A 16,124-nucleotide genomic window follows, 5' to 3' on the forward strand; every position below is an offset into this window, starting at 1 on the left:
CCACGCTCCGTTGTCGGCATGGTAGACAGCCGCACGTGCTCCGGCAGCACATTCGGCCGTCACCGAGCCCGGCTGCGGGATTCCCGCCGCCGATGAAGCGTCCACAAGACGCACCGCGGAATGCGAAAACTGATGCGTGCCCGCAGGTCTCGACGGACAATACCTTCGACATCCACTGATCAGGCCCGTTCGCGCGGCGCCTGCTGCTTGGAGGGCCGTCGGAATGTTCGTCGAACCGCTGTCGGGGCATCGCTATTTTCGCACCGCTGACCCCGAGGTAGCCCGGGCGGGGATGAGCGGCATTCTGCGTGAAACCCGGCTCGACCCGGGCGCCTCCACCATGCAAGCCAGCTGCAATGTCGTCCGGTACGGCGATATCGGCCTGGTCTACAAGCATTACGGGGTTCAGGTTCGGATCCGAACCGAACCCATCGAAACCTTCCGCCTGGTTCAGATTCCGCTGGCCGGGTGGGCCCGGGTACTCAACGGGACCGCGGATATCGCCTCCGATCCGGCGGTGGCCTCGGTTCCGGACCCGGACGCGCCCCTGGACATGAACTGGCACGAGAGCAGCAGGCAACTCCTCGTCCGATACGACCGTGCCGCGCTGGACGACCATTTGCGGCGGATGCTGGGCCGGCCGCCGGATCGTCCGCTGCGGATGGCCATCGCCATGCAATTGCGGTCACCGGCGGCCCGGATCTGGTTCGAATCGCTGCGCATGCTGCGGACCGACGCCGAAGGCCCCGGCCTGTTCCTGGATCCGCGGCTGCGGCCGCAGATCGAGCAGCTGATGATGTCGCAATTCCTGCTGGCCCAGCCGAACAGTTACTCGGAACTCCTGCTCGACGGCGTCCCCGGAAAGTCGACGCCGCGTCCCATCCGCCTGGCCGAACAACTCATCACCGACCACGCGCACGAAATGCTCACCGTCACCGACATCGCGGAGGCAGTGGGACTTTCGGTGCGCAGCCTCCAGGAGGGCTTCCGCCGATACCTCGACACCACACCGACGGCGCGATTGCGTGAAGCCCGGCTGGTGGGCGTGCACTCGGCGCTGGCCGCCGCGGACCCCACCGTGGCCACGGTCGCCTCGGTGGCCGCGGACTGGGGGTTCTGGCATCTGGGCCGTTTTTCGGCTCTGTACCGGCGGCGATGGGGTGTACCGCCGTCGGTGACGCTGCGCGCCTGACCCGCCGCCCCGCGTCGAACCTGGCGCGCTGCCCGGACAGAACTCGCGCTGAGTGGATAGTCGCGGGCGGCCCGGCCCACCCATCATGAGTGCGGCGGATTTCCGCCGCATCGATACTCGATCCCATCGGCTTCGAAGGGTCAATCATGTTCCCACTCAAACTGTTTCGCCGTCTCAGCGTCGCGGCGGCGGCCACCCTCGCGGTCGCCGGGTACGGCGCAGCCGTCGCGCCGACACCGGCATCGGCGAACTACGACTGCCCGGGCGGACTGTTCTGCGGCTACGACCACCGCAACGGCACCGGCATGTTCGTGCAGGTCGACAACAACTGCCTGCTGCACGACATCGGCAACGAAGGAAATGGAGATCGTCTGAGCTCGTATTGGAACCGCACCGGCAAAACGGTCGGCGTCTTCAACTGGACCGGTCAGGAGTGGCAACTGCTCGTCTCGGTCCCCGACAACAGCAAGGGCAATGTGCCCGCCGACGGTGACAACAAGGCCGATGCGCTGCGGGTCTGCAACTGAGGGTTGCAATTGCAGTACTCATAGACCCTCCCGGCACGCAGTCGGGAGGGTTTACTGTCTGTCCGCTCCGCTTCGACACGGCGTCATGGCACAAACGACCACGCGGTCGTACGACGTACTCAGCACGCCGGAAACGGCCGACTACACCGTCCTCGATTCGCAGGTCAGTAGCCTGCTGGTGCTCAGTTCGGCTCGCGCCCGGGCAGACCAGCCGTCGGCCGCGCCGAGTCATGGAGTTTCGTTGAATCCTGGACAGACAGCTTATTCGCCCGCATGTGTGGTGGATCGTCTAGGATCGAATACGCGGCTACCGGTCCGGGATGTTCTGTCCCCGATGCGTACGCGGCGTGTGAATTCGCGTCACCGCTTTCTCCTCTCTGTTTCGGATGAAACTCAGCCAGTAAGGAGCGGTACATGACTGCACAATCCACGACTATCAATGAGCCGAATCTGCAGGACAAGATCGCATACCAGCTGTGCGAGTACGCGAATCTGGTCAATACGATCAGCAAAGAAGACAGCGACCTGGAGAGCACGCTCTCTCAGAAGATCCAGCAGTATCTCGACACCAACCAAGAGGTCATCGGAGGGTGGGAGATCGTCTGGGGTCCGGGAGTCGCGCTGTTCGACACCGACTTGTATGCGGTCAACGCCCTGTACATGGTGCGAAGCACCGAGGATCGCTCCCGGTACGTGCTCGCCATGGCCGGCAGCACTGACGCACTGGTGTTCGACTGGCTCGTCGAGGACTCGTTCATTCTCCAGACGCCGTGGTTCGCGAATAACGCGGCCATGCACACGATCGGCACGGCCATCGGGGTGAAAACTCTCATCAATATCAGACCCTCCGGCCAACGTCCCGGCGCCGGTCACACCCTGCCCGAGTTCCTGAGCACGCTCGGCGACAAGGCGATCGACCTGACCGTCACCGGCCACAGCCTCGGCGGTGCGCTGTCACTCACGCTGGCCCTGTTCCTGCGCGACACCCAGTGGCTATGGGACAACTCCGAGAAAGCCAAAATCAGCGTGCTCTCGACCGCCGGGCCGAGTTTCTGCAATCAGGAATTCGTCGACTACACCACCCAACGCCTGCAACGAGTGCAGCGCTACGCCAACGACCTCGACGTCGTCCCGCACATGTGGAACCCGCCCGACATCGATGGTGCCAAGGCTCTCTACTCCAAGAACAACCAGCCTGCTCCCGGTGCTATGGAGATTGTGTTCGACTTGCTAAAGGCGCAGGCGTCCGCATCGGGCCAATATGCGCACTTCGACCCGAGCAGCGGCGTGTTCCAAGGCACGTTCAACGACGAGATCAATCAAACGCAAGGCTCGACGTCGGACGATTTGTACTGGAACCAGGTGGGTTACCAGCACATAGGCGGCTACCATGACTTCTTCGAAATCAAAGGCGTGCAGTGGCCGCAGGGCGTCGTAGCACTGCCGCCGGTCGGCGCCGACACCGTGATGGGCCGTCTTGTGGCAGCAGCCGGTCGACCGGGCGGAGACGGTGCCGGACAGATACTGGCGAACCGTCCGCCGGTGACCGTCCCGATCAACGGACAGCCCGTGGAGATGCCCACCGACCACAACAGCCCCGAAGCCAAGAAATTCGTGGACCGCGTCACCGCCGAGTTCGACCCCACCTCCGCATGAACTGACGCTCCTGCCCCGCACTCGGTGGCACGCGAGCTTCGATCCGGTAAGCGCTGAAGCGCTCCACCGGGGCAGGACGTGGCGGTCGATTCCGGCGGACAGCTGGGCGACAACAGGTCGGTCGACGAGGTCCAGCGTCGACCTCCGCAGTCGGCCGCCACGACCAGGTGGTGTCTCCCGATGATTCGAGCCATTCGATGATGAGGGCCAGGACGAACGGCTCGGGTAGGTGATCGCGTCGAAGTCGATCAGATCCCCCCTCCCGTAGCGCAGGTCGCCGTAACCGATGTGGTAGTGCCCGGTCTCACTCACCGACGCGGGCCACTCGGTACCGGGACGGTCGGTGACGGCCTTTCGGGCGTGAGGATCACCAAGGTGCCCGACTATTCGGCGCTGCGACTGGTGAAGTCGAAGGATCCGCCGTCGATGCCCCAGGAGATGATCCGTTCGGCGTGAATGCGGATGACCGCGCGTTCCTGAGGTGGGAACGGCGGCTCCTCGTCATCGAGCGCCTCGGCCGTGCCGCGTACCTCGATGCCGCGGATCACGTATGGCTCCAAGGAAACCTGTTGGTCGATCACGAACGACACCCGGCTGCCCGCCTCGACATTGCGGTACTTTCGACTGCCGCGCATCCCCATTCCCCCGATGTCGATCGTGCCGTCGGCGTTCACCCGATAGCTGGTGGGGTTGTTCTGCACGACGCCGTCGGGCGACACCGTGGCCAGCCGACCGATCCCGGCCTCGGCGAGGAACTGCTGTTCATTGGTGGTGAAGGTCATGTCCGTTACTCCTTGGTGAATTCGATATCCGATGTGCCCGGCGATCAGCCGGAAGCTGTCGGGGTGAAGGAAACTCGAGCTGTTGCCTGCCGCGTCCCGCGCGTCAGCGCGACGGCGACGACGAGCTTTCTACTGGTGCGCCGACCACCTACTCCGCGCGACACCGCCTACCCCGTGTTCTGAGATCAGAACAGAATCAGCGCGGCGCACAGTCCGGCGATGGCGATGAACTGCAGGGTGACCCGGTACTTCAGAATGCTGTCCCACTTGTCCTGCAGCGCACGGGCATTGGCCGGGATGATGCCGCTCTGCGCAGCGGCGGTCTGCTGGGAATTGATCGGCTTGGCGATGCGGACGTAGAAGGCGAGCCAGGTGAACAGTGCCGCCACCGTGATCCCCGCCGCGATAGCGGCGCCGATCTGCCCGGCCAACAGTGCGATCAGCAGCGTGAGCACGGCGCTGACGACACCGACCACACCGACAACCGGCATGCGCTTGTCGCCGTAATAGTGACCCCAGCCCGCACTCACGGTCACGGCAGCGTCATCGAGCTTGCGGTACACGGACCGGGTGATCACGGCCACGCTGACATCGGTGCCATAGACGATGGCATTGGAGAGAACGGCGGCGGCGGCGATGACCTGGCCGGTGAGAATGAGCATTTCGACTTCCCTTTCCAAATTTCTAGCATCGCTAGCAACAAGAGCTACGTTAGCATTCGTCCGCTATGTTGTCTAGCCTTGCTAGATTTCAGACCTGGAGCCGGCTCCTGCACCCTGCATCAGCTGTGTCATTCCCGGCTCGTGCACGCCGCGGAGGACCCTGTTGCCATGAAGCGGTCCGGGCTGATCTCGGTGCGCCCTCACGAAGTACGCGAGGTGGCCGAAGACGGGCTACTGCGCTATCAGGCCGACCAGTGACACTGCTGAACGGCGGCGGCCCGATGGTGTTCACGGGTGGAGTCCGGGACCGCGGCGCTGGTGACGACAGCGTCCTCGCCCATGCGATCGGCCAGCGGCGCCGTCGGCTGGGACCCGCGGCCTCGGCAGAGGCCTATCGGGACCATTGGTCGAGCAACACCGCCAGGCGGGCGTCTCGCTGAGCCGGCCGCAGACGTCCACCGCGGTCCAGGGTCGCCAGGCCGTGCAGGGTGCTCCAGCCGACCTCGGTGAAGGTCTCCGGATCATGCTCGCCCGCGAACGGCGAGAAGGCGGCGAACATGACGGCGAACGCGTCCCGCAGCGGTTGCGAGGCATTCTCGCCGAACGCGAGATTCACCTTCATCAGGAACATCGCGTCGTAGAGCGCGGGCCGCGCGGTCGCGAAGTCGAGATAGGCCCGCGCCACCGCCGCCAACGCCGCGCGCGGCTCGCCGCCCGCGGACTCCAACGCCGCGCGGCTCCACGCGGCCATCTCCGCGATGCCCTCCTCGGCGACCGCCGTGACGATCTCATCCTTACCCGCGAAGTGCGAATACAGCACCGGCTGGCTGTATTCGATCCGTTCGGCCAGCCTGCGCACGGTCACCGCGTCCCAGCCCTGCGACTCGGCCAGCTCCCGAGCGGTGTCGATGATCAGCCGGTGCCGTTCGGCGCGTTCCCGCTCTCGGCGCGTCTGGGTCGTCATGAGCTGATTTTAGCATTGCTATACCATCTAGTGTCACTAGATCCGGATCAATCCGCACGGAGACGACGGCCGCGGCGCCGGGGCGCCCGTCGCGCCGATCGAAACGGGGCTGATGACAGTGCAGCGCTTGGCGGATCGAAGCCGAACGCACCGCGTCGTCAGCCACCTCGCGTGCGTAACGGGACCAGGGCTGCCCGTGGTTCAGTGGAGCGAACCCAACACGACTTCATGCGACCACTGCTCGTGCAACACCCGCGCCAGGAGCGAATCCGTCGACGCTACGCAAACCGGCAATCGCTCGGGATCTTTCACGATCGCCTCGACCGGCGATCCCAGCATCCCCCACGACGGAATCTCGTTCGCCAGATAGCCTTCGATGCGCAGCTGAGAATAGCCCGGACCCCACCAAGCTTCGCAGATCGACCGAAATTCGGCGGGATGGACCAGGAGCCAGACCCCGAAAGTAACGCGGTAACCGCCGGTCAGCGCGACCGGAAGCGTAGCGCGCGCGAAGGTTCCGACCTGCCGCACCTGAAGCAACTCCGAACCGCCCATGTCCGAGCCGCTCATCCACACGTCGCGCGCGGGCACCGGCTGGGACACGCGCAACACCGGTTCTGGCAGCCTGAACCTTTGGTGCCGGTCGTGTTCGTCGAGCACCCGTCCACAGTCGGGGCAATTGCCGATAGGCACGCCACCAGTATCGGCGACTCAGGGCGCGGCTGCGCCCGCAGCACCCCCGAAGGCATGGCAGAGACAGCCCAGTTGTGGCACGCTGTTGGTCTGACTCGATTGTCTTCGCGCAGGGGGAATTTCGGTGAACGAGCCGTCGCAGACGCAGGCCGTCCTACTGGACCCGTGGGAGGTGCCGTCGGCACGCGCGCTGGCGGCGGCCCACGGCGTCGAGGTGCAGGAGTTCCCCCGCCGCGGAATCGAGCCGGTCACGACCGTGACCCTGCTGCTGATCGGTGCGGCGGCCGCCGTCGGTGCGGTATTGCACATATTGGAGCAGCGCAAAGGTGGTCAGGTGATCGACCTGCGGCCCGGCGCACCGAAGGCGTTCTACCGCACCCCGGATGTCGTGTACGGCACCGTCGTGATCGTCACCGTCGACGGCAAGGTGACCGTTGAGGTCAGGGAGCCGGAGGGCATGTTCGGCAAGGTGGTATCCACCCTGCCGCAGTTGCTTTCCAGCGGCGGCAGCGCGGAGGAGGTCACTCGGACGGTGACCGAAAGGTTCGGCGCGGACATCGCGATAGAGACGGCGGACATCGCGGTCGAGACGATCGATGACGATCCGGCTCCCGAGGGCGGCGCGTAGGTGCACGGTGACGCCCAGCAAGCAGCACAACGGTATTACGAGCAGCTGCGGGCGGCACTGGAGGAGCCCGAGCCCGGCGATCTCGCCGGCGCCGACTTGGCCGAATTCGAGGCCAGGGCCACGGAACTCCTCGAACGGCTCCTGCGGGACTACGCGGCTCCCGAGGTCACCCCGGAGCTACGGGCGGAGGCGGAGCGGGTGGTCGCCCAGTTCATGCGCGGTCGCGCGGGCCGCCACGAGATCGAAGTCGAGCAGCTGAGCAGAATCCAGGACAGGATCGAAGCTGCCATTCCGACCATGTTCTCGGACGGCTTGCCCCGGCTCGGCGGGCGCCCGCTGGTGCGTCCGCTGCGAACCGGGCAGCTCAATGCCGTGTGCACGCTGACACCGGGACACTCGGATGCCTACCTGGTGCTCGTCGAGGACCAGATGGAGGAGTTCTGGCACAAGCTGAGCGCGGCAGTCGCCTGGGCGATCCCGCGCGGCCCTGTGCACGACGGACATCTGCGCGACTATCAGCTCGGTGTGTCCGGCGTGACCGAGCGGATCGAGTCCGATCCGGATGTCCTCGCTCGTTTCGTCGACGCCGTCACCGGTTACGCCGTGACCGGCCGGTTCGATCGGACCGAGTCCTATCCCATGCTGCCTCCGGGCTACCTCAACTTCGCGAACATGTTGGGACAGTCCCTGGAGAACTTCGTGATCGGCCACGAATACGGGCACATCCTTCTCGGCCATCTGCACAAGACGGCCTCGAGCCGAGGTGTCCTGCCGATCGACGACGTCAGCACACTGACCTACTCGTGGAAGCAGGAGCTCGAAGCCGACTTCATCGGCATGGGCCTGGCGATCAACTGCACCGACGCATACCCGGTCGAGTTGAGTTTTCTGGGCATCAGCCTTTTCTTCGACGCCTTGGACGTCATGGATCGAGCGGTGTCCCTGCTGGAAACCGGTGACGAGAACGTCCGCCAGCTGGGGTCGCACCCACCGTCGTATCTGCGCAGGCGACGAATGCGGGAGTCGCTCGAGCAGCTGGCTCGCGTCGACGGCACGGACGAGCGGGAGAAGGCCGAACGGTTCCGGGCGGCGCTGAAGAACGCCGAGATTCAGGCGGACGTCGTGCGTCTGCTGTGGGAACGCACGCGACCGCGCCTACTGGAACTGCGTGAGCGTGGCGTGCGACCGGCGCGTACCTGGCGAACCATCCCGAAAGAAGCGCCTACGCCCGGCCCCACGCTCGATCCGGGGTCGCTACACCCCGACGAAGCAGCGTCGCACTACTACCGGAATCTGCTGGCGCGGACCGATGCCTTACTCGGTGCCCGCGCTCGAGTCGACCCGGCCGCTCTGGGAACCGAACTCGATCGCTTCCTCCGCGTCGAGCGAGCCGACGATCCGCGGGCGGCGACGGTGCATCTGGGTCGCGATCCGCGGGACGTGGGCGACCTGTTCGCCGAGGTGCTGGGCTGGACCGAGCGTGCGTTGCAGGCCGAGGTGGCCGAATTCCCCCGCCCACTCGTCCGCCACCTCCGGACGGGTCGGCTCGACGCGGTGCTCGCACCCGTGCCGGGCCATTGGGACGCTCGGGGCACCTGCCTGATGCTCGTCGAAGACGAGCTGCCGCTGTTCGCGTTCAAGCTCGGTGAAGCGGTCCTGTCGGTCCTGCCGCAGCAGCGCACCGATAGGAGCGGTAGAACCAGCTTCTCCTTCGACGAGTCCTTCGCGGCCGAGCGATTGGATGCCGAGCCGATGCTCGCCGCACGCTTCGCCGAAATCGTCAGCGTTTACGCCATGACCGGCAGTGTCGTCGGCCATGCGCTCGTCGGGCCGGCGGGTGGTCAGCTCGACTTCGCCGCGGACCTGCGTGATTTCCTCCTTCGTTTCGTCCTGGGGCGGGCGTACGCACACCTCCTCGTGCACGCCCATGAAGCGCCGCCGCGCGCGGGAATGCTGCCGGTCCCCGATGCCGAATCACTCACCCACTCCTGGCAGCAGGAATTCATGGCCGACGAGATCAGCTTGGGCATTCTCGCGACGGCCGGTCTCGGCGACGCCGACAACATCGACTTGGTAGGCGCCTACCTGGGCATCGGCTTGTACTTCGATGTGGTGGACGTGATGGATCGCGCGTTGTCGCTGCTGGAGACCGGCGAGGAGCGGGCTCGTCAACTCGGTTCCCATCCGCCCGCGGACGCGCGAAAGCGACGGCTGAGTGAGCTTCTGGTGACGAGCGCCGAATCGACACGCCCGGTGACCGGAGCAGCCGAGGTGCAGGGCAGGATCATCCGCCTGTTCTGGGACCGCGCCCGGCCGCGCCTGCTGGAACTGCACCGGCAGGGCGCACGTCCAGCGCCCATGTGGCGGACGATCCCGAAGGAGACGAATACCGGCCCCGCACGCGACCGGTAGAGACATGACCATCTGCTACTCGCAGGCAAGGTAGTCACTGATCGTCGAGGGAATAGGTGTTCCCCGAGCCGGCTGCGAGAGCGTGCTTGTGCGACAGGGTTATCCGACGGTTCGCACGGTCGATGTCCAGGATCTTCAGGGTGATCACTTCGCCGACTCGAACGATATGTTCAGGGTTCAGGGAAGCGCAGCTAGCAGTCTTCCAACGCCTCGAACGGCAGCACGTTACCGCTCCTCCGATGTCGAAAGGGACCCGGCGTTCTGATGGCGGTTCAAGGACCCGGTAGACCGTGGCCCGACTGGTCGAGAACAGATCTGCCAGGTCGGCGATCGTGTACTCGCCGGACCGGGTGACATCGAGATCGAGGAGGATCTCTCGCTGCGCGGTGAGGTCCTGCTTGTCCGGACTGCATCTCGCGTGGTCTTCTCCGCTGCGCTCGGTCCAGCGCCTGCGTTGTTGCAACTCCCCAACGGCGGCCGGTTGGCGGGAGCCATCCGGCCGCCAGGGCTACTGTGCAGCATCGCGGCTCAGTCGCCCTGTGGGTCGGCGTGTAAAAGTTGCTCAGCAAACCACTGAACGCGGGCCATTGTGATCCCCGCTCGCTGTTCAACGGCGAGCGGATGATCGGTGGGCTCCAACTCCACTAGTGGGCGTTCGCCGGGGGGCTGAGTGTGCAGCTTGGTCTTGAGGTTCACCGTGGTCGGCTCATACGGGGAAAGCGCTGTGGACAACCACCCGAAATATGGCGGCTCCTCGACCCTTTCGGGATCGTCCCACAACGCTGACATGCGGTGAAAGCTGGCCTCGCTCAGCGATACCCAGACACCCCAGTCGAACTCACCATCAGTATCTGTGATCGGAAGCACCAGACGCGCCCGCACGAAGAAGTGCTCCCCGGCGATCACGCATTGTTCTTCCCCCAGCACGCTGCCCTGCTGATCCGCGAAGTCGGCGTTCCAGTAGACGGGCGCGAGGGTGCCATAGCTGAGAGGAGGCCCGTCGTGCAATTCGGCACAGGAGGAGCAGGAGAACATGGAGCCAACCATCACCGCCCCAGCCTACTGCCGCCGACCGTATGCACCCCCATCGGCGTGAGCGCTTGTCCAGGTCGGCTGGGTATGCGCCGGGATGTCCCCATTGGCCCCGTGGGGGCACGAAACCGGCCGTCAACCACTCGTCCTGATGAGCCCGGAAGACCATCTCCGCCACCATCTCGAATGCCATCGCCGAGGCGGTGGGAATCTGCGACAACGGCACACCGATCACCTGCACTCCGCACGACTTCCGTCGCCTGTTCACCACCGCCGCCGTCGGTGCCGGGCGCCATGAACGTGACGAGCGTCACTTCGTGTCGGATCTGGGCGCTGTGGCGTGTCTAGAGGTTATGACTGATTTCAACGCAATTACCAAGGTGGTCGTCATTGGTGGCGGTTATGCCGGTGCCGTGGCGGCCAATCGGCTGCGGCTTCGTCGCGATGTCGAGATCACGCTGGTCAACCCGCGGCCGGAGTTCGTCGAGCGCATGCGCTTGCACCAGTTCGTGGCTGGTACCCATGAGGCCGCCGTCGCTTACGACACGCTGCTCGGCGCGGGTGTGCGGCTGATCGTGGATCGTGCCGTCCGCATCGATACCGCCGCTCGCAGGGTGGAATTAGGTTCGGGGCGTGCGCTCGAGTACGACTATGTGGTCTACGCCGTCGGCAGCACCGCCGCGGTGCCCGAGTCGGTGCCTGGTGCGGTCGAGTTCGCTTATCCGATTGCCGAATTCGAACACGCCCAGCGGCTGCGCGCCGCTCTGGGGGAGGTACCCGCGCAGGCGCCGATCGTCGTCGTCGGTGGCGGGCTCACCGGCATCGAGACCGCCGCCGAACTTGTCGAGCAGGGCCGCACCGTCACGGTCGTGGGTGGCGGTAGGTTGGCAGCGAACTTCTCGAATCCGGCCCGACGGTCGATCGCGAAGTGGCTGGCCGAGAACGGAGTCGATGTGCGCGAGAATGCGCGGGTGTGCGAGGTGCGGCGCGACGGGGTGGTATTGGCCGAGGGCGATGTGCTTCCCAGTGCGATCACGATCTGGACCGCCGGATTCGGGGTGCCCGCGCTGGCGTCGCGTAGCGGGCTGCGCACCGACGAATTGGGTCGTTTGCTGACCGATGAGACGCTGACCAGTATCGACGACGATCGCATCGTCGCCGCCGGAGACGCGGTCGCGCCCTCGGGCCGGCCGCTGCGGATGAGCTGTTATGCCGCCCAGCCCCTGGGTGCCCAGGCCGCCGACAACGTGCTGGCCCGCATCGCGGGGTCCGATCCCAGCGTGCTGGATGTGGCCTTCGTGGCGTGCACCGTCGGTTTGGGTGGCCGCGCGGGTGCGATGCAGTTCAGCCGTCGTGACGACACACCGGTGCCGATGTACCTCGGCGGGCGTGTGGCCGGGTGGATCAAGGAGCGGGTGGGTCTGGCGGGGCCGGTAGGGACCATCCGCAAAGAAGCCCGTAAGCCCGGCGCGATTCCCTCTTTCATGGGCTTGGGCAGGCGCAGGGAATTGCGCGGAGCCGAGGCGGAGAAGGTCGTACGACCGTGACCTCCGTCGACGAGCACACCCAGCGTTTCGTGCACCTGCGACCGCTGCTGTTCACCATCGTCTACGAAATCCTCGGCTCGGCAACCGAAGCCGACGATGTGCTGCAGGACAGCTATCTGCGGTGGCGGCGGGTGGACCTGACCACCATCCGTGACACGAAATCCTATCTGGCCCAACTAGTTACCCGGCAGGCGCTGAACGCGTTGCGGGCCGATGCCAGCCGCCGCGAGGAATACGTCGGCCCGTGGTTGCCCGAGCCGCTGCTGCTCAGCGACGGCGACGCCTCGAGCGATGTGGTGCTCACCGAATCGATCTCGATGGGGATGCTGGTGGTGCTGGAAACGCTCACCCCCATCGAGCGGGCGGTCTTCGTGCTGCGCGAGGTGTTCGGCTTCAACTACGACGAGATCGCCTCCGCGACGGGCAAATCCGTCGACGCCGTCCATCAGACGGCTCGCCGCGCCCGCAACCACGTACAAGCTCGGCGCAAGCGGTACGCCCCCGTCGACACCGCCCGAACCGCCGCGGTCACCGAACGCTTCATCACAGCCGCGACCACCGGAGACATGGCAGGCTTGCTGTCGATGCTCGCGCCGGATATCACCTGGACCACCGACAGCGGCGGCAAGGTGACGGCGCTGCCGGAGCTGGTCATGGTCGGCGCCGAGCGGGTGGGCGCAATTCTCATGGCGGTCTTCCGATACGCGCAGCGGCGACCACAGGTACGAATCGAGACAGTGAACTGCAACAACCAACCAGCACTCGCGTGCTATATCAACGACACACTGGAAGCCGTCCTTGTGTTCGACATCGCCGACGGCAAGATCATCAACGGATATGGTATTCGCAACCCCAGCAAACTGGCCGCCCTCGAAATCCCGCGCGCAATCAGTCGCACCGGAACACCCACGGCGTAATCCCACCTTGCACGCGATGCCGACATCCCATAATGCCGCATTGTGCGCGATTCGAAACGGCCACGGACGCTTCGAAGCCGATCGCGGTCCGCTGAACTATGCCGAGGTGCGCTCGGCGGAGGTCGAATGCTGTTCGGTTTCCGCCGTCGTCCGTTGAAGCGTGGCGCCTAGCTGGACGAGCTCGTCGTCGACGTCGGCGCAGCCGACCTGAAGGCCCTCGACTCCACCGAGCCGGCCTTCGCGTTCGGCTTCGATGCCGCGAGCTTCGAAGTTGTCGCGAATCTCTTCGAGCCGGGGCCGCTCGGCGGGGTCCGGCCGTCGAGGACGACCTTCAACGGCTCCTGATAGCCGGGCGCCGCACGGAGCTGCAACCGACGCTTACAGATCAGATGTACTGCTCTGACTCGCAATCGGCGGCGCGCGTGAGGACTACCGCGGCGGCGGCTGCTGCCGCGGCGAGGAGGCGGCGCATCGCTCAGCTGAGGCCGTATCCGATTCCGAACGTGACGGCCAGCCATCTGAGGAACGCGTGGAGGCCGACGCCGAGATCGAGGCCGAAGGGGCCCATCGATCTCATCTCCTTCCGCGATCGAATCGTCTGCGATTCCCCGACCTGTTGACGATTTTATCGCTGGTCACAGCCCTGCCGCATCATCGATCGGCACCGATGGAAGGCTGGCTGGCCCGGTCGGTGACGCGGGCGCGGCCGAGGGGGAACGGGAGGGTTACGGGGTCGCCGGGGCGGTGGGCCTCGATGTGTGCGAGGTGCGGGGTGAGGCCGGTCAGGCCGCTGAGGCGGGCTTGACTGTGGGGGGTGCCGACGAGCAGGACTTCGACTTCGCAGTCGCGCACGGTGTCGGTCGGTAGCGACCGGTCGAGGGTGGCCGCGATCGTCGTGACCGGTTCCAGGCCACGGTCGAGATAGCTTTCGCCGGCCTCGGAGGGTCCGTAGATCCAGGTGAGGACTTCCGGGCCGGAGCATTCCCCGAGAAAGGACCAGCCGCGTACCCGCATCATGATGTCCAGCCCGGCGAACACCCGCATATCCGCTGCCGGCACGGGGTGACCGCAGGGTGTGCCCAGCGCCTGCATCACCGAGGACGGTGGGTATCGGCGATGCCAGATGTGCGCGCGCATCGCCGCGACCCAGGCAGCCTCACCGCTCGGGGAATCCCAGGCCGCGTCACCGCCGGATCGCCGGGCGCGGCGGGCTGGCTTCTTCTTCGCACCGGACATGGGCGCTCATGCTCGCAGCCCGCCTGCCCGCACCCCCGCAGACACGCCCACCGTGTGTCGCTGAATTTTCCGCCATCACGGGTGGCACCCGCATCCCCTGGAGGCCGTAGCGGCGCGGTCGAGCAGTTGGTGTCCCAGCGCGAGGTCACCGAGCAGGGCCCCGTCGCGCGAGTTCTAGTCTTCCGTGAGCGCGCGGTAGGCCCTTTCCCAGACATAAGTGTTATTCGGCTCGGGGTAATCGACTACCGGGCCTTCATATTGCACGCCGTGATCCCAGGTGAAGACGTACATCTGGTCTTGCTTGAACAACATAGTGCGCCAGCTGCCGCCGTCATTGGGGATTTGACAGGCAGCGTCGAGGTGGCCGGCAAAGAAGTCGGGGATGTTGTTCCACTGTTTCGTGTAATCCTGGACCCTGTACTGCTTGGAGCCGTCATCCCAGTTCAACTCGAGCAACTGATCACCCTTGAAAAGCAGTGTCCGCCAACTACCACCGCTATCATTGGGAATTCGACAGGTGGTGTCGAGGTGGCTCGTAAAATACGCGGGGATGTTTTTCCACTGTTTCTGATAATGATTGATCGTGTACTGCTCGGGGCCGTGATCCCAGTTCAACTCGAGCAACTGATCACCCTTGAAGAGCAATGTCCGCCAGCAGCCGTTATCATCGGGGATCGGGCAGGCGGCATCGAGGTCGCTCCTAAAATATTCGGGCAGGTTCTGCCACTGTTTCTGGTAGTCGGTGATCCTGTATTCCTGGTAGCCGTGATTCCAGTTGAGGTCGAGCAACCGATCACCACGGAACAGCAGAGTGCGCCAACAACCGTCGTCGTTCGGGAGTTGAACCGCAGCATCGAGAAACCGCATCGCGTCCTCCTTGATAGTCGAACCGGTGACGAAACCAGGCTCCCAAGCGCCCGCCGTGAGTCGGTTCACTCGTTACGGGTGAACTTTGTCGGTGTCCACGGGCTGGGCGTCGTCACCGCCGATACGGGATGCCGGACGATGGTGGGATTGCCATGTGGGCGGAGGGCAGGCCCGCTCCCCCACTGTCGCCAACCGCATTCTGGGCATCCGACATCGAGGAGGCCGTGTGATGGCCAGAAGTCGAACGTTGTGGTGGAGTGGAGTTGTGCCGCCGGTGCCGTTCCGGAGCACGGCCTGCGCACTGTCCTGGACGGCCCGAACCGCCGAGCTCGGGAGAACGGAGAACCTCCCTAGGGGCCGGAGGTGAATGCCCTGTCGATTCCCAGCGTGGCAATCAGATCTTCGTGCAGTTCGAACCAAACTCGGTGGGCGGAATCCTGTTCGGTGCCGGTAACCATCTCGGGGTCATCGGCGGCCAGGGAGAGGGCCGCGGCGAACCGAGTGTCGTAACCGGAGAACCGGGCGAGTCGTTCGGTGAGTTGCATCGTCAACGGAACCAATTCCCTTGCGAGGCTCTCCAGTTCGGCCAGGATCGGCCGATCGGTCTGCGCGTCGGCGTGGTCGTTATCCGTCATGCTGCCATCGGGAAGGATGGTCAGCTGCCAGGCCGTGCAAGCCCGCACCAACCGTGCGTTGAGCGGGAGAAACTCACGATAGACGTCTTCCACCAAAGGTTTTGCCCCCCACTCGGAAAGCTCGTCGGCGAGCAACCGCTCGTTCTCAACGCGCCCGCTCGCGGTGAGCGACCACCCTGCGTCCGCCCCGAAACGGAAGCGGCTGATCCAGCCACATTCTCGGAAGTGCCGCACATGCGACTCGGCGAGGCCGACCGGCATTCCGTATCTGTCGGCCACCGCCTGCGTATCAACGAACCCTCCGAGACGGATCGCGTGCAACGCGAGCAACGAACTGCGGGAAACGTGCGTCACCGCGGACCTCCCTTTCGTAT

Annotated in this window: 16 protein-coding genes; 7 read left to right on the top strand and 9 right to left on the bottom strand. The window is 65.2% G+C overall.

The window, feature by feature from the left end; genetic code table 11:
- Positions 1–292: 292 nt before the first annotated feature.
- From ABZ803_RS01305 to ABZ803_RS01315, 3 genes are all read left to right on the top strand, one after another.
- Positions 293–1,192, top strand: coding sequence for an AraC family transcriptional regulator (locus ABZ803_RS01305; RefSeq protein WP_357031165.1), 900 nt, complete (start codon positions 293–295; stop codon positions 1,190–1,192).
- A gap of 146 nt (positions 1,193–1,338) precedes the next feature.
- Positions 1,339–1,719: a peptidase inhibitor family I36 protein gene (locus ABZ803_RS01310; protein WP_357031168.1), complete on the top strand. Its 381-nt coding sequence runs from the start codon at positions 1,339–1,341 to the stop codon at positions 1,717–1,719.
- A gap of 414 nt (positions 1,720–2,133) precedes the next feature.
- The gene (locus ABZ803_RS01315; protein WP_357031171.1) at positions 2,134–3,375 is read left to right on the top strand and encodes a hypothetical protein; all 1,242 of its coding nucleotides are present in this window, start codon (positions 2,134–2,136) and stop codon (positions 3,373–3,375) included.
- Between the two features lie 383 nt (positions 3,376–3,758).
- On the opposite strand, the gene ABZ803_RS01320 is transcribed toward ABZ803_RS01315, so the two are convergent.
- The 4 genes from ABZ803_RS01320 to ABZ803_RS01335 all read right to left on the bottom strand — a co-directional run bounded on the left by ABZ803_RS01320 (position 3,759) and on the right by ABZ803_RS01335 (position 6,476).
- A complete protein-coding gene (locus ABZ803_RS01320) occupies positions 3,759–4,157 on the bottom strand; it encodes a PPOX class F420-dependent oxidoreductase (RefSeq protein ID WP_357031174.1) in 399 nt (132 codons plus the stop codon).
- 185 nt (positions 4,158–4,342) lie between these two features.
- Positions 4,343–4,819 carry a DUF1772 domain-containing protein gene (locus ABZ803_RS01325; protein ID WP_357031177.1) on the bottom strand — a complete coding sequence of 159 codons (477 nt, stop codon included), beginning with the start codon at positions 4,817–4,819 and terminating at the stop codon, positions 4,343–4,345.
- Between the two features lie 391 nt (positions 4,820–5,210).
- The gene (locus ABZ803_RS01330) at positions 5,211–5,783 is read right to left on the bottom strand and encodes a TetR/AcrR family transcriptional regulator (RefSeq protein WP_357031179.1); all 573 of its coding nucleotides are present in this window, start codon (positions 5,781–5,783) and stop codon (positions 5,211–5,213) included.
- A 201-nt stretch (positions 5,784–5,984) separates the two neighbouring features.
- Positions 5,985–6,476, bottom strand: a complete 492-nt coding sequence (locus ABZ803_RS01335; protein ID WP_357031182.1) for a DUF2199 domain-containing protein — start codon at positions 6,474–6,476, stop codon at positions 5,985–5,987.
- A gap of 124 nt (positions 6,477–6,600) precedes the next feature.
- Between ABZ803_RS01335 and ABZ803_RS01340 the strand changes: the two genes are divergently transcribed.
- Positions 6,601–7,104, top strand: a complete 504-nt coding sequence (locus ABZ803_RS01340; RefSeq protein WP_357031185.1) for a hypothetical protein — start codon at positions 6,601–6,603, stop codon at positions 7,102–7,104.
- On the top strand, positions 7,105–9,516 hold the full coding sequence (locus ABZ803_RS01345) for a hypothetical protein (RefSeq protein ID WP_357031188.1): 2,412 nt from the start codon (positions 7,105–7,107) through the stop codon (positions 9,514–9,516). It abuts the gene before it with no gap.
- A 34-nt stretch (positions 9,517–9,550) separates the two neighbouring features.
- On the opposite strand, the gene ABZ803_RS01350 is transcribed toward ABZ803_RS01345, so the two are convergent.
- Together ABZ803_RS01350 and ABZ803_RS01355 are read right to left on the bottom strand one after the other, a co-directional pair.
- The gene (locus ABZ803_RS01350; RefSeq protein WP_357031191.1) at positions 9,551–9,979 is read right to left on the bottom strand and encodes a helix-turn-helix domain-containing protein; all 429 of its coding nucleotides are present in this window, start codon (positions 9,977–9,979) and stop codon (positions 9,551–9,553) included.
- A gap of 65 nt (positions 9,980–10,044) precedes the next feature.
- Entirely contained in the window at positions 10,045–10,563 is a 519-nt protein-coding gene (locus ABZ803_RS01355) for a DUF2199 domain-containing protein (protein ID WP_357032604.1), read from the bottom strand.
- A 338-nt stretch (positions 10,564–10,901) separates the two neighbouring features.
- Between ABZ803_RS01355 and ABZ803_RS01360 the strand changes: the two genes are divergently transcribed.
- The gene (locus ABZ803_RS01360; protein WP_357031193.1) at positions 10,902–12,095 is read left to right on the top strand and encodes an FAD-dependent oxidoreductase; all 1,194 of its coding nucleotides are present in this window, start codon (positions 10,902–10,904) and stop codon (positions 12,093–12,095) included.
- Positions 12,092–13,012 carry an RNA polymerase sigma factor SigJ gene (gene sigJ, locus ABZ803_RS01365; protein ID WP_357031196.1) on the top strand — a complete coding sequence of 307 codons (921 nt, stop codon included), beginning with the start codon at positions 12,092–12,094 and terminating at the stop codon, positions 13,010–13,012. The genes ABZ803_RS01360 and sigJ overlap by 4 nt, the downstream gene beginning before the upstream one ends.
- Before the next feature lie 651 nt (positions 13,013–13,663).
- Here sigJ and ABZ803_RS01370 read toward each other — a convergent pair.
- The 3 genes from ABZ803_RS01370 to ABZ803_RS01380 form a co-directional block, all read right to left on the bottom strand.
- Positions 13,664–14,248 (bottom strand): hypothetical protein, encoded by a 585-nt coding sequence (locus ABZ803_RS01370; protein ID WP_357031199.1) that lies wholly within the window; start codon positions 14,246–14,248, stop codon positions 13,664–13,666.
- Between the two features lie 174 nt (positions 14,249–14,422).
- Entirely contained in the window at positions 14,423–15,184 is a 762-nt protein-coding gene (locus ABZ803_RS01375) for a hypothetical protein (protein ID WP_357031202.1), read from the bottom strand.
- 281 nt (positions 15,185–15,465) lie between these two features.
- Complete coding sequence (locus ABZ803_RS01380; protein WP_357031205.1) at positions 15,466–16,104, bottom strand: hypothetical protein; 639 nt, start codon at positions 16,102–16,104, stop codon at positions 15,466–15,468.
- Positions 16,105–16,124 lie beyond the last annotated feature (20 nt).

This window comes from Nocardia sp. NPDC047648 (genome assembly GCF_040642815.1).
GTDB classification, from domain to species: domain Bacteria; phylum Actinomycetota; class Actinomycetes; order Mycobacteriales; family Mycobacteriaceae; genus Nocardia; species Nocardia gamkensis.

What these genes read in the sequence shown, in the direction of transcription:
- ABZ803_RS01305 (WP_357031165.1), top strand. Translation starts at nt 293, where the DNA reads ATGAGCGGCATTCTGCGTGAAACCCGGCTCGACCCGGGCGCCTCCACC.
- ABZ803_RS01310 (WP_357031168.1), top strand. Translation starts at nt 1,339, where the DNA reads ATGTTCCCACTCAAACTGTTTCGCCGTCTCAGCGTCGCGGCGGCGGCC.
- ABZ803_RS01315 (WP_357031171.1), top strand. Translation starts at nt 2,134, where the DNA reads ATGACTGCACAATCCACGACTATCAATGAGCCGAATCTGCAGGACAAG.
- ABZ803_RS01320 (WP_357031174.1), bottom strand. Translation starts at nt 4,157, where the DNA reads ATGACCTTCACCACCAATGAACAGCAGTTCCTCGCCGAGGCCGGGATC.
- ABZ803_RS01325 (WP_357031177.1), bottom strand. Translation starts at nt 4,819, where the DNA reads ATGCTCATTCTCACCGGCCAGGTCATCGCCGCCGCCGCCGTTCTCTCC.
- ABZ803_RS01330 (WP_357031179.1), bottom strand. Translation starts at nt 5,783, where the DNA reads ATGACGACCCAGACGCGCCGAGAGCGGGAACGCGCCGAACGGCACCGG.
- ABZ803_RS01355 (WP_357032604.1), bottom strand. Translation starts at nt 10,563, where the DNA reads ATGGTTGGCTCCATGTTCTCCTGCTCCTCCTGTGCCGAATTGCACGAC.
- ABZ803_RS01360 (WP_357031193.1), top strand. Translation starts at nt 10,902, where the DNA reads ATGACTGATTTCAACGCAATTACCAAGGTGGTCGTCATTGGTGGCGGT.
- ABZ803_RS01370 (WP_357031199.1), bottom strand. Translation starts at nt 14,248, where the DNA reads ATGTCCGGTGCGAAGAAGAAGCCAGCCCGCCGCGCCCGGCGATCCGGC.